This window comes from Pseudomonas sp. GM55, from assembly GCF_000282395.1.
GTDB classification, from domain to species: Bacteria; Pseudomonadota; Gammaproteobacteria; order Pseudomonadales; family Pseudomonadaceae; genus Aquipseudomonas; species Aquipseudomonas fluorescens_CC.
In genome coordinates, this window is sequence record NZ_AKJJ01000055.1 from 14,133 (window position 1) to 26,163 (window position 12,031).

Annotated in this window: 11 protein-coding genes; 6 read left to right on the plus strand and 5 right to left on the minus strand. The window is 58.4% G+C overall.

Translation table 11 applies throughout. The annotated features are described in order from the left end of the window. Window positions 1-149: 149 nt before the first annotated feature. Window positions 150-428 (minus strand): DUF2790 domain-containing protein, encoded by a 279-nt coding sequence (locus PMI31_RS16075; RefSeq protein WP_008019194.1) that lies wholly within the window; start codon window positions 426-428, stop codon window positions 150-152. A gap of 596 nt (window positions 429-1,024) precedes the next feature. Between PMI31_RS16075 and PMI31_RS16080 the strand changes: the two genes are divergently transcribed. Then, on the plus strand, window positions 1,025-1,723 hold the full coding sequence (locus tag PMI31_RS16080; RefSeq protein WP_008019195.1) for a response regulator: 699 nt from the start codon (window positions 1,025-1,027) through the stop codon (window positions 1,721-1,723). Here the strand turns inward: PMI31_RS16080 and PMI31_RS16085 are convergent, their stop codons facing one another. The 4 genes from PMI31_RS16085 to pdxR form a co-directional block, all read right to left on the minus strand. Then, the gene (locus PMI31_RS16085) at window positions 1,724-3,211 is read right to left on the minus strand and encodes a sensor histidine kinase (protein ID WP_008019196.1); all 1,488 of its coding nucleotides are present in this window, start codon (window positions 3,209-3,211) and stop codon (window positions 1,724-1,726) included. It lies immediately after the preceding gene. A gap of 182 nt (window positions 3,212-3,393) precedes the next feature. Beyond that, complete coding sequence (locus PMI31_RS16090; RefSeq protein ID WP_008019197.1) at window positions 3,394-4,659, minus strand: MFS transporter; 1,266 nt, start codon at window positions 4,657-4,659, stop codon at window positions 3,394-3,396. A 51-nt stretch (window positions 4,660-4,710) separates the two neighbouring features. Next, window positions 4,711-5,781, minus strand: a complete 1,071-nt coding sequence (locus PMI31_RS16095; protein WP_008019198.1) for a sugar phosphate isomerase/epimerase family protein — start codon at window positions 5,779-5,781, stop codon at window positions 4,711-4,713. Between the two features lie 112 nt (window positions 5,782-5,893). Next, window positions 5,894-7,402, minus strand: a complete 1,509-nt coding sequence (gene pdxR / locus PMI31_RS16100) for a MocR-like pyridoxine biosynthesis transcription factor PdxR (protein ID WP_008019199.1) — start codon at window positions 7,400-7,402, stop codon at window positions 5,894-5,896. A 233-nt stretch (window positions 7,403-7,635) separates the two neighbouring features. Here pdxR and PMI31_RS29975 point away from each other — a divergent pair, with 233 nt between their 5' ends. The 5 genes from PMI31_RS29975 (at window position 7,636) to PMI31_RS16125 (ending at window position 11,946) form a co-directional block, all read left to right on the plus strand. Next, entirely contained in the window at window positions 7,636-8,073 is a 438-nt protein-coding gene (locus PMI31_RS29975; RefSeq protein WP_081500310.1) for a GFA family protein, read from the plus strand. A 226-nt stretch (window positions 8,074-8,299) separates the two neighbouring features. After that, window positions 8,300-9,172, plus strand: coding sequence for a DNA/RNA non-specific endonuclease (locus tag PMI31_RS16110; protein ID WP_008019201.1), 873 nt, complete (start codon window positions 8,300-8,302; stop codon window positions 9,170-9,172). A gap of 220 nt (window positions 9,173-9,392) precedes the next feature. Next, window positions 9,393-9,572: a hypothetical protein gene (locus tag PMI31_RS16115; RefSeq protein WP_043302419.1), complete on the plus strand. Its 180-nt coding sequence runs from the start codon at window positions 9,393-9,395 to the stop codon at window positions 9,570-9,572. A 79-nt stretch (window positions 9,573-9,651) separates the two neighbouring features. Beyond that, a complete protein-coding gene (gene potE, locus PMI31_RS16120; RefSeq protein WP_008019202.1) occupies window positions 9,652-10,992 on the plus strand; it encodes a putrescine-ornithine antiporter in 1,341 nt (446 codons plus the stop codon). A 48-nt stretch (window positions 10,993-11,040) separates the two neighbouring features. Then, on the plus strand, window positions 11,041-11,946 hold the full coding sequence (locus PMI31_RS16125; protein WP_008019204.1) for an amino acid ABC transporter substrate-binding protein: 906 nt from the start codon (window positions 11,041-11,043) through the stop codon (window positions 11,944-11,946). Window positions 11,947-12,031: the final 85 nt, after the last annotated feature.

The window sequence follows — 12,031 nt, forward strand, 5'->3', positions numbered from 1 at the left end:
GGCACTGTACCGAGTGCAGTGGGTAGCGCCTTCAGCCTTGCTCTCGAAACATCAGCACCAGGACGGTGGGCGAGTTCCTGCGGCAGGAGCGAGTCGGGGTTCAGGCCTGTGCCGCGCTGGCGAGGGCCAGAACCCATTCGACGAGCGGATCAGGCCACACTCGTAGGACTGGCCGGGCTTCCACCCCATTCGAGGAAACGGATCTTGTGAACCTCACCCTCGCTGTCTTCGTAGACCAGGGTCACCGGTACCATGCCGGTCTTGTCGGATGTATCGGTGCGCTGCAGTACCCGCTTCACATCGATTTCCATTCCGTAGTGGTATTCGACGGCCGAGACATGTGCGCCGGGTTCTTGCAGACCGTTCTGGTCAAAGACACTGGGTGCAAGACTGGAAATCACGGCACTGACAATTGTGGCCATATTCATAACGCTGTACCTCTGTTGTTTTTCGCTTGACATGGACTTCATGTGACACGCCTTGAAAGTGAAGTTCACTTCACCGCGACGAGCGTACCGGCCTGAGTCGCCTGTAGTGGCTTCTGGCTCCCGGCAATTCCCCGCGCTTGACACCTCTCGACCATTCGTCCTGTAAACGCCGTATTTGTTGGGTCAAACACCTTTTTTGGGTGAGGTCATAACATGTCATGACGGATTTTCGCGCAAGGTTTCACGCGGTGGCTGTGACGATTCATGGAGCGAAAACGGGGGAGAAATGCCAAGTGCTCTGGCTGTATGTACCCGGGCGCAGGAGAGCGGCTGTTGGTCGGATGGAAGATGGATCCGGGTTTCATGGATCTGTCTGTTTATTGAGGTTTTCAGAGGCGTTTAAAAACAATGGGTTGGAGTATGAACCTCAGAGTCTTGTGATGATGTATGGGTCTTGAGGCTCGAATTTTCATCCAACCTAAGTCTGATTTTCGAACGTCTGGAGCCTGGAACATGCCACTGGTGACCGGCGTCATCCCGGGTTCCCTGCTATTAATCAATGAGTACTTGAGTGCTGATCTTTTCGGGAGCGCGTCATGAATCCATTCATCCGCATCGGCATTGCCGACGATCATCCGATGTTGCGTGAGGGTGTCGCCAATACATTGAGGAAACGGGCGGATCTTCAGGTCGTGGAGCAGGGCGCCAATGCAGACGATGCCAGGGATATTGCCCAGCGGATGCGGCCGGACGTGATGTTGATGGACGTCAATATGCCGGGCGATGTTTTCGCCGCGGTGCGGTTCATTTCCACTAGGCTGTCGGATGTGAAGGTGCTGATGCTGACGGTTTCGGAATCCGAAGATGACGCCTTTCTGGCACTGGAGGCCGGCGCGCGCGGGTATGTGTTGAAGGGTGTCAGCGGACCGGAACTGGTCCTGGCGATCAGGTCGGTTGCCAAGGGTGAGACGTATATCACCCCCGAGTTTGCCAACAAACTGCTGAATAACAGCAAGCAACACGAAGCGGAAATTCACAAGGCTGATCTGACCCATCGCGAGGAGCAGGTCATCCGTGAAGTTTCAAAAGGCCTGACCAACAGGGAAGTGGCGTCAAAGCTGTTGATCAGCGAAAAAACCGTCAAGCACCACATGGGCTGCGTGATGCAGAAACTGCACGCCCGAAATCGTGTCGAAGCGGTCGCGGCTCTACGGCGTTATACCGAACACGAAGCTATCGGACGCCTTCACATCGGCGCAGGGGAAACACCAATGGATTCCCGGAGCGGCTCCTGACTAGAGTTTGAACTGTGCATTGACCGACGTGCCCGTGGCGCCGGAGTCGATGCTGAATAACCCGCCCAGAGATTCAACGCGATAACGCAAACCGGCGAGCCCCAATCGGGTTCTGCCGGATGTCTCTTGCAGCATGGCGTCCTCCGCCATACCTGGGCCACTGTCCCTGACGCTGATGTTCAATACTTCATCCATGTATTGCGCCTGGATGACCTGCCCCTCGCCGTTGGCATGACGGTAAGCGTTGTTGAGGGCTTCTTGCACAAAACGGTACAAGCAAAGTTTGAGCGGCAGTGGTGCGGCCTTCGGTAGCGGACCCAGGGTCAATGTGACCTTGGTGCCAGTACGTTGCTCGTGCCGTTGCGCCACCAGTTGCAACTCTTCCACCAGGCTCACTTCGTTGATTTCCGGCAGTGCCAGGCCTCGTGATAAATCGCGGACCTCACGCAATGCGTCGGTGGCGGCGCCACGAATGGTTTCCAGAGATTCCTGATCGACTGCGGAGCAGTTTTCGGCCAGGTCGTCGAGCCGGATCAGAATCAAGGTCAATAGCTGCGCCGGCCCATCGTGCAGGTCTGCACCGATGCGCCGCAAGGTGAGTTCGTTGACACGGGAAAACTCCTGGGTAGCCGTCGCTATCTTGCGTTGGAGTTCGGCATTGCTGAGGTGTAACCGGGTTTGCTCCTGCAACCGTAAGTGCAGTGCCACTTGTTGTTGCTGGATAATCCTGTCACCGCGTCGCACGATGAAGAAAAGCAGCGTCAGCATGGCCAATGTCGCGGCGCCAACGACCTCCCATACCTCCTGTCGGACCCGATTTACCTCGCGCTTGAGGCTATCGGCCTTTTCATAAAACTCGCCCACCGCGATGATATTCCCGGAACTGGAATCCCTCAGGGGCGCGTAAATCTCATAGAGCGGCACGTTGAGCTCGCGCTCGAACTCGTTCTCATCCTCGTCCAGGTCTTTAAGGTCGGTGACCACTTTGCCCTTCAGTGCCTCGGCGATCTCATCCAATGGAAACTTGCGGTTGGTGAGGGCTTTATTCGTGCCGTAGATGACCGTGCCATCTGCTCGCCAGATCTTGACCGAGACAATGTGATGTTTCAGCGAACGGCTTTCCGTGAGGCGGTCCAGGGACTGGGCACTTGCGGCCGAAAGGCCGTTGTCCCGGCTCATCTCCTGCACATAGGGCTCCAGAAACGTATCCATGTACTGAGCGCCAGCTTCTGCCGCACTTTGTACCGCGGCATTTTCTATTCGCTCGGTGACCAGATTGCCGACGAAGAACATGGTCAGTCCCAGGATCACCGCAGCGGCAATCACAAACTGGGTCGAGTGACTCAGCTTGCGCGCCTGGCCCCTGATCCGCATGTGCCAGACGCTATTGCGAACCACGTCGGAAACCGGGGCTGGTTCGACCAACACCTCAGTCTCCTGCGCGATCAAAGTCTTGTTTTCCGATTTGGCTTTTGCATCTTTTGCCATCGTCCTGCTTCCCTGATCATCGTGACAAGTCGGCTGGAAACCCTGCAACCCGACGGATATCCGGAGATTGGCTGTCGGCGCCATGCCCATGACTGACAGTAGTTCACTGCATAGCGATCCGACAGCTTCACTGATGGACTACACACCACGGATGATGTTCAGGCTCATTGCCCTGGCGAAGTTCAAGCTTGCGCTGTGCTGACCTTGCCACTGGCTGTGGAGTTTTTCCGGACCGCTTGATACAGCAGGCTGGATACCATGAACCCGAGAATGGCCAGCAGACTCATTAGCGAGAAGACGTAGTTGTAGCCCTGTTGACCTGGGAAGTGGTCGAGTATTGCGCCATAGATGACGTAGGCAAACATGCCGGGCGCATAGCCGATCAGGCAACCAATGCCAAAGGCTGAGCCGGTGATGTGCGGGGCAATGCCGACCTCACCCATGGGGGCCCAGAACACGCCGCGCATGGAAAAAACAATCATCGCGAAGGAGAGGGTGGCGGCCATGCCGGCGTAGATGAAACCCGGGCTTTTCGGGATGAGCATAATGGCGCCCATCAGCGGCAGTAACGCCAGGAATGCCCATTTCAGATAGCGGCTGGAACTCTTGAACTGCTTGTCGGCAATGAAACCGCCGGCGGGGCCGCCGAGGATCTTGAGGAAGTACTGGTTGATGATGCCATAGGCGCCCACCAGGGCTACGGGCAGTTCGTACATGTCCTTGAGGTAGGGAATGAAATAGGTCAGGCCGCAGTACACGATGTAGACCATGAATACGTTGAGGCTGACCAGCCAGATACCCGGCACCTTGATGGCCTCGAGCAGGTTCGACAAGCCGTTCTTGGGCTTGACGGTCGACTGGGTATTGCCGCTCTTGAGCAGCAGCCAGGTCAGGGTCCCGGCAAGAATATCGATGACCGAGTAGAAGAGGATCGCCGACTTCAGACCGTTTTCACCGGAGCCCATGGCGACGAACACGCCTAGCGCAGAGAAGGCGACCAGGGTATCAATGACGCCACGCCCGCCTTCGAGCAGGCCGAACAGGCGACCCTGTTCCTTATCGTCGCCCAGGTTGCGGATGGCTTTGAGCAGCGAAGGCCAAAAGATGCAGTCGGCACACACCGCCAGCAGGCAGAACACAACCAGCAGATTATTGAAGGGCGGAAAGGTTGCCAGGTAAAGCCCGAGGCTGCCGGTACCGATCAGGCCGAGGGGGATCAGCTTGCGCGTGTCATACCGGTCGGCGAGCATGCCGCCGACCACGAACAGCGCGGTGGCGATGATCGCGTTGGCGCTCAGCAGCACGCCGATTTCAGTGTGGGACAGCCCCATGAATTCCTGCATGGGGATGTAGAAGGCGTCTTTGAGATTCGCCAGCTTGTAGATGGTGCCACCACCGAGGATGAGAATCAGGAATCTGAGCCATTTGGCCTTGTCTTGGGATGTCATTATTGTTCTCCAGGCGTAATTGGGTAGGCAGTGCCGGTCGGCACGTCAGGTTCAGGCGCTGGCGCAATGAGCCAGGGTCAACTCGGCCAGTGTCCGGAACTCGGCCAACAGGCTTCGTACGTAGGCGACCTGGTTGTTTGCCCAACGGTGTTCATCGGCCAGCATTCGCTCCAGCGAGTAGCCTTCCGGCAGCGCTGTTTCACTCATTTCCCGGTACGCAATGAACGGGTCGGCGGCTTCGTCAAGCTGGCGGAACGCCGGGGCGACGTAGTGGTTTTCCTGCTCGAGAATGAAGGCGATCACTTGCGGGGTTGACTCGCCGAGCATCAGCAGTTCGAACAACATGCGAGCGTTGGGCAGGTCGTCTTCGGCACAGCCCTGCAGCACGCCGTAATGCCCGAAGCCGTTTTGCTCGGGGACGATGCGCACACCCTTGAGGTGGGTCTGGCGTATGTGCGGCGCCAGGGTGCGCAGTGCCGCTAGGGGCTGTTCGCAGGCGTTGATCATGTTGCCGAAATCGAACAAGGCATGCAGCCGTGGGTGGTTCAGACGGTTCAGCAGTTGCGCGATTTCAGCGCTCTTGAGTTCCTCATGCTGCTCGAAGTCGAAGAACAGGTCGTGCTCGTCTGCCTGTTGCGCGAGGTAGTCGAGATCTGTCTCGATCAGGTCCATGACCCGGGACAGCGCCCCTTCGTAGCGTGAGTAGACACGGATGTTGCGGGTGCCCAGCGCCTTGGCAATGGCGATCACTTGATCGACATCTTTTTTCAAGGTGCTGCTGATTTCCAGATGCACATCCAGGCCGAGTGCACTGGCCTTGGCCGCGAACGCCTGGAGCTGTGCAGGTGTCATTTGACTCAGGCTGTTTTCCTCACCGTCGAGCAAGTGCAGGCTCAGACCCTGCAGTTCGTGGCGATAGGCAAAGTCCAGCAGGTCGCCAGGGGTGACACGGCCGTGGGTCAGGTTGGTCAGCAGGGGGTAGGCATGTGCAAACAGGCGCAGTTGCCCGAGTCGGTCGAGCAACTGGCGGGCCAGTGCCTCGTTCAGTACGGGAGGAGCAGCGGCCTCGACAGCCTTATGGCTGAGCAAGGCGTTGAATCGTTCCTGGATCTTATTGTTCATTCGAGTCGTTCCTGGTTCAGACGCCGGGTCTACCGGCGCAGCCTTTATCGCGCCAGTCAGGAACTCTCGATAGATCCATTATCAGTTAAATCATAAGACCACTTGCCTTGCGTCAAGTGGCCTGCTGCAGATAGCCCAATTTGCTCAAGGCCTGGGCAAGCGCTTCGACGCGCGCGCGGGCCTGGTCCTCAGGGGTGCTGGCAAAACCGATCAGTAGCGCCGGTGGCAAGACATGCTCGACGCAGTAGTCACTCAGGGGATAGGTATGAATGCCATGCTGGCCGAGCTCCCTGGCCAGGGTGTCGTCGTCAAGATGCGCGGGTAACCAGGCGATCAGGTGCATGCCGGCTTCCACGGGCGTGATCCTGAAGAAAGTGCCCAGCTGTTGCTGCAGTTGTTCGACCAATGCTTGCTGGCGAGCCTGGTACAGCGCACGCATTCGCCGAATATGACCGAGAAAGTGGCCTTCGCGCATGAAGTCTGCCGTGACGGCCTGTAGCAGTGTGGGCGGGCTGCGATCCATGACCGCCCGCAGGGTGCAGAAGGGTTCGATCAAGGCGTTCGGCAGTATCACGTAGCCCAGTCGTAGCGAAGGGAAGAGCACTTTGCTGAACGTTCCGGCGTAGATGACCCGGGCCCATTGGTCCATGGCATAGAGTGCCGGCAGGGGGCGGCCGTTGTAGCGAAACTCACTGTCGCAGTCGTCCTCGATGATCCAGCTTTGATTGCGCGCAGCCCAGTCGATGAGTTCCTGGCGCCGGGCGTAACTCATGGTGATGCCCAAGGGATGCTGACGAGAAGGGGTGGTAAACACCAGGCGGGCGTCAGGACATAGAGCCAGGCCTTGCTGGATATCGATCCCCTGTTCGTCGATACGCAACGGCACGACCAGTCCCCCTTGGGCCTGCAGCGCAATACGCGCCGCGATATGTCCGGGATCCTCCATCCAGAAGCTGTCCTGCGGATTGAGCAAAAGCATGCCCAGCAGGTTGAAGGCTTGCTGGGCGCCGGAAACGATGACCACCTGCTCGGCACTGCAGTCGATGCCCCGGGCATCGAAGACGTATTCGGCAATCGCCTCGCGCAGGGCCAGCAATCCTTGCAGTTCGCCATAGCCGAGCATGGCCTTGGTCGGCTTGTGCAGGTGGCGGTTCAACAGCCGCTTCCAGACAGTTTGCGGGAACGCATCGTAAGCGCTGTGACTGGGCAGGAACGAGGTCGGGCTCCCGGTCGCCCAGTCAGCATAGGAAACGCCTCGGAAATGATCGCTGCGCAACGACAGCATGGACTGGCTCAGATCGGACAGGCGAGGAGGCTGGCGCTGGTGCGTGTCGTCATCAATACCGCGGCCTTCCCATTCATGGCCGACATAGGTCCCGGCCCCGGTCCGCGACGTCAGGAAACCTTCGGCAATCAGTTGATCGAACGCATTGAGAATGCTGATTCGCGAAAGCTGCAGTTCTTTGCTCAAGGTCCGGGTGGACGGCAGACGTACGCCGCCCTGAATCCTGCCACTGAGAATCTGTTTGCGAATCTGCAAGTAGAGCTGGCGGTACAAGGGGATGGAACTGGCACGGTCCAGCTCGATACCTGACAACAGCAAACCGGCGGAGGATTTCATTATTCGTTCGTCTGGATGGAGTGTGGTCTGGCCTGAATGGCCGTCAGGCACCTGGATGCGAAAGGGTATCGAGCGGTACCGGATAAGTCATCCACCACAGGCATTGATGCGGTGGCCGGGGACGGCATTTTCCATGGCAATGAAAGGCCAGTACCATGACGGCCACCTCTTTGCCGATGCCAGCATTCAAGCCGGCAATTAACTCGGTGAATCGTTCTTCAATGGAGAGACACATGACATCAGGACAATGTCTTTGCGGGGCTGTACGTTTTTCCCTGGCGGTTGAACCGCGATTTTTTTATCGCTGCCATTGCTCCCTGTGTCGCAAGCAAACCGGGGTTGGCCATAATCTCGCCACGCTGGTCAAGGCTGGCGACTTTCGCTGGGACGAAGGGCAAGGTGCGATCTCCAGTTGGCGCAAGCCCAGCGGGTACAGGAATGACTTTTGCTCGCAGTGTGGCTCGACCGTACCCAATCCTCTTCGTGAGACGCCTTACTTCTGGATTCCGCTTGGGCTTCTCGATGTCGAGTTGAGCCTGGCGTGTGTTGGCGACTTCTGCACCGATGACGCGATGCCATGGGATGAACAGCGCTCGGAAAAAACTCATCGCGCAGCCCCGGATTCTCTTGGGTTTATTCTGCATGAGCTCCAGGTCGACACTGGCGAATAGAATTCTGAACGCTGCCCAGCACTAACCTGTGCTGGCATGGTCAATAAACCGCGCTCGACCCTCGGCGGTCGAGCTGCCCGGAACCGACCGGCCCCGCATCGGCAATTTGATCAAGGACAGTGAAAGCATGCTCGCCGCCACATAATCAGCAACAGCCTCCACCTGGTTCGGTGAATCGGGACTCGCCATACGGTTACCCCCTCAATTCCATTCGAAGATTTAACCCATGCACCTACGCAAAATTGCAGTTGGGCTGTCGGCCCTTGTTTTGCTCTCGACCGGGGCAGAAGCCCGCAGTCTGCTGGATCTGCTCAAACCGCCCGCCGCGCATCATGAACAAACGTCCCGCTCGGGCTCGATCAGCCAGAGCGCGGCCCTGGACCTCTACTCGAACAAACAGAGACAGGCATCGTTTGACGGCTGCGCCGATCTGTTCCCGGCAGCGAAACCGATCAACACCGCCACTGTGCCGGCAACCATGAAACCCCTGGCTTTGTGTTCCGACAATTTCGCAGTGCTGTACTCGCAAACCAGCAAGACCCCGCTGGTCGTGGTCGAACGCCTGAATGCAGCCCAGTTGCAGGATGCCAAAGGGGAGGAGCGCACCAACCAGTTCTACCCGGACCCACGCATCCCCAAGAGTGGGCGCGCTGAATTGAGCGACTACCGCAGCCAGCACCCGGCCGTGGACCGTGGCCATCAATCCCCGGCCGCCGATGCACCGACCCCCAATGCCATGGCCCAATCCTTTGCGCTGTCGAACATGGTGCCGCAAGACCCGAACAACAATCGCAAGATCTGGAGCAAGGTCGAGTCGGATGTCAGGAAGTTTGCCAAGCGAGCCGATGGCAACGTGTTTGTTTTTACCGGCCCGCTGTTTGACCCTGGCCACTCCACCATCGGCGACAATCAGGTCTGGGTGCCAACGCGCCTGTTCAAGCTGGTGTACGACGCATCGTCCAAACGTGCCTGGGCCTACGTGCTGCCTAACGGTGAAACCCGGATCGAGAGGCCGATGGACTATGAGACTTTCGTGAAGAGTACCGGGCTCAAGCTGCTGGGGAATCTACCGGTCACAGGTTCCGCAGGACGCACCTGACAGCAGGATGAGCTGCACCCCAAAGGCTGGATGCAACCGATGGGGTGTTTCATCGCCACGAACCACGCAAAAAGGCCCGGAAAAAAATCCGGCAAGAAGTAACAGTTTGTAAATTTGAACTATACCCAATAGGGCAATCGCTCCTGACCCCGGGACATGATGCCTCGACAGCTACTCGTCCCAGGAACTTCAACGTCAAACAGACCGAGAGATTCTGGTTATGAACGCTTTGAAAATCGCGGCCGGCGATGCGGGCCGGGATTCCTTTCGTGATGCCCGTGTCATTTTCCTGTTTGGCGCAGCGCTTCTTCGTCGTGATCGTGACCATGACGCAGGAACACGACGACAGCATCATTCTGTGCAATACCCAACCTGCAAGGTTTACCTGTTCAAGCAGTGAGCATTAGCCCACCTGTCCGGCTGCGTGCTGAACGTCGCCAGGCCCAGGTTCAAGACTCTGAAAAAGCAAGGAGTTTGCGATGGCTGATTCAAGCAAGAAAATGAGCCTGATGGGGCTCACGACGCTGGTCACGGTCAACATGATGGGCTCGGGTATCATCATGTTGCCCACCAATATGGCGCAACTGGGCGCCGTCTCGCTGCTGTCATGGATCTTCACCGCGATCGGCTCGATGGCCATCGCCTACTGCTTTGCCCAGTGCGGGGTCTTCTGTCCGCGTTCCGGCGGCTTGTCCGCCTACACCGAAGAAGCCCATTCAAAGTCGGGCTTTTTCCTCTGCTCGTACCTGTACTTCCTGTCACTGGCCATCGCCAACGTGGCCGTGGCCATTTCGGCGGTGGGCTACATGACGGCCTTCGTGCCCTGGTTGGGCACGGGGGCCATTCCGCTGTGCGTCGGCACGATCGCGCTGATCTGGCTGACCACCTTCGCCAACTTCGGTGGCCCGGGCATCACCGGCAAGATCGGCGCATTCACGGTGTGGGGCGTGATCATTCCGGTCGCGGGCCTGAGCATCATCGGCTGGTTCTGGTTCAAGCCTGATGTGCTGGCCGCCGCCTGGAACCCGAACAGCCTGCCGATTTCCGAAGCCGTCGCCAAAGCCATTCCCTTGACCCTGTGGGCCTTCCTGGGCATGGAATCGGCGGCCCAGGCCACCGATGCCGTGGAAAACCCCAAGCGCAACGTGCCGTTGGCCTGCCTGTTCGGCACCCTGGGTGCTGCCGTGGTCTATGTGCTGTCGACCACCGTCATCCAGGGCATCATTCCCAATGCTGACCTGGCCAAATCCACGGCGCCCTTCGCGTTGGTCTACGCCACGATATTCAGCCCGATGGTCGGCAATATCGTCATGGCCCTGGCGGTCATGGCCTGCGTCGGTTCGCTGCTGGGCTGGCAATTCACCCTGGCGCAAACCGCGAAGATGACGGCCGACCAGAACCTGTTCCTCAAGCTGTTCAGCAAGGTCAACTCGATGAATGCGCCCGTCGTCGGCATGATCGTCTGCGGCGTGCTGCAGACCCTCATGGCCCTGTCGACCATTTCGCCCGACGCTGCCGCCCAGTTCAGCAAGCTGGTCAGCCTGGCAGCGGTCACCAACCTGATCCCCTATATCACTGCGCTGACGGGCCTGCTGGTGATCATGCACAAAGCCGGGGTCTCATCGGCCATATACTCGCGTAACGTGGTGGTGTTGCTGATTGCAATGACGTACTCCCTGTACGCCCTGTATGCCTGCGGCAAGGACGCAGTGATGGGCGGCACCCTGGTGCTCGCGGTCGGCTACCTGCTGTATGGATTCCTCGCTAAGCGCTTCACCGAAGCGCCATCCGTCAATCAGGCCAGGGCCGGCAACCCTTAGGCGTGGCCATCAGGACTGCACAGACATCTGCATACGGGGAAACCGGACATGAACGTACCATTTGCCACAACCACCAGACTGCTGCTGGCCTTCGCACTCTCGACGCTGCCGCTAGTGGCCGGCGCCAACACCCTTGAACGCGTGCGCAGCAGCCACACCTTTACCCTGGGTTACTTGCCTGAACTGGCTCCTTTCAGCAAGCAGGAAGGCGACAAGGCCAGCGGTTATGCCATCGACCTGTGCCTGAAAGTCGCCGACAAACTCAAGAGCGAGCTGGGCCTGCCCGACCTGCAAGTGCACTACCAACCCGTAAAGATTTCGGACGAGGTCAGTGCTGTGAGCCAGGGCAAGGTCGATATCCTCTGCACACCGACTCCGCCGACCCTGGAGCGGCGCAAGATGATCAGCTACTCCATACCGATCTACACCGCCGGCCTCTCGGTCGTGGTGCGCAACGATGCCGCCGAACCCTTGCTCAATGTGCTCAATGGCAAGGTTGCCAATACCGGCCCGACCTGGCGTGCCAGCATCAACAATGGTCTGGCCAACCACACCTACGCCACCCTCGAGGGCGGGGTGACCGAAGACTGGATTCGCGAGCAGATGCGCCTGCTCAACGTGATCGCCTCGCTGGTGACCGTGGCCAACATCGACGAGGGCTTCAAGCTGGTTGCCGAGGGCAAGGCCGATGCCTTCTTCTCCGAACGCATGCTGCTGCGAAACGAAATCGCCAAGGAAGGCGCGGCGAAAAACCTGATGATCCTGGACCGCATCTTCGAGTACTCGCCGGTGGCAATGATCGTGGATCGCAACGACGAAGACTTCCGCTTGCTGGTCGATACGGCCCTGAGTGAAGCCTATTACTCGGGCTTCGTGGAAAAAGCCTACGACCAGTATCTGGGAGGGACCAACCTGACCGTGAAAAAACTGTTCAGGGTATATGCGTTGCCCTGATGGATTCTGTGTAGGAGCGAGCTTGCTCGCGATGGACGTTAACGAAAACGCGCCCTCATTGAATGAACGCAGCGCCCTTGAGTCC

What these genes read in the sequence shown, in the direction of transcription:
- PMI31_RS16075 (WP_008019194.1), bottom strand. Translation starts at nt 428, where the DNA reads ATGAATATGGCCACAATTGTCAGTGCCGTGATTTCCAGTCTTGCACCC.
- PMI31_RS16115 (WP_043302419.1), top strand. Translation starts at nt 9,393, where the DNA reads ATGAACGCTTTGAAAATCGCGGCCGGCGATGCGGGCCGGGATTCCTTT.
- potE (WP_008019202.1), top strand. Translation starts at nt 9,652, where the DNA reads ATGGCTGATTCAAGCAAGAAAATGAGCCTGATGGGGCTCACGACGCTG.
- PMI31_RS29975 (WP_081500310.1), top strand. Translation starts at nt 7,636, where the DNA reads ATGACATCAGGACAATGTCTTTGCGGGGCTGTACGTTTTTCCCTGGCG.
- PMI31_RS16125 (WP_008019204.1), top strand. Translation starts at nt 11,041, where the DNA reads ATGAACGTACCATTTGCCACAACCACCAGACTGCTGCTGGCCTTCGCA.
- PMI31_RS16085 (WP_008019196.1), bottom strand. Translation starts at nt 3,211, where the DNA reads ATGGCAAAAGATGCAAAAGCCAAATCGGAAAACAAGACTTTGATCGCG.
- PMI31_RS16080 (WP_008019195.1), top strand. Translation starts at nt 1,025, where the DNA reads ATGAATCCATTCATCCGCATCGGCATTGCCGACGATCATCCGATGTTG.
- pdxR (WP_008019199.1), bottom strand. Translation starts at nt 7,402, where the DNA reads ATGAAATCCTCCGCCGGTTTGCTGTTGTCAGGTATCGAGCTGGACCGT.
- PMI31_RS16095 (WP_008019198.1), bottom strand. Translation starts at nt 5,781, where the DNA reads ATGAACAATAAGATCCAGGAACGATTCAACGCCTTGCTCAGCCATAAG.
- PMI31_RS16090 (WP_008019197.1), bottom strand. Translation starts at nt 4,659, where the DNA reads ATGACATCCCAAGACAAGGCCAAATGGCTCAGATTCCTGATTCTCATC.
- PMI31_RS16110 (WP_008019201.1), top strand. Translation starts at nt 8,300, where the DNA reads ATGCACCTACGCAAAATTGCAGTTGGGCTGTCGGCCCTTGTTTTGCTC.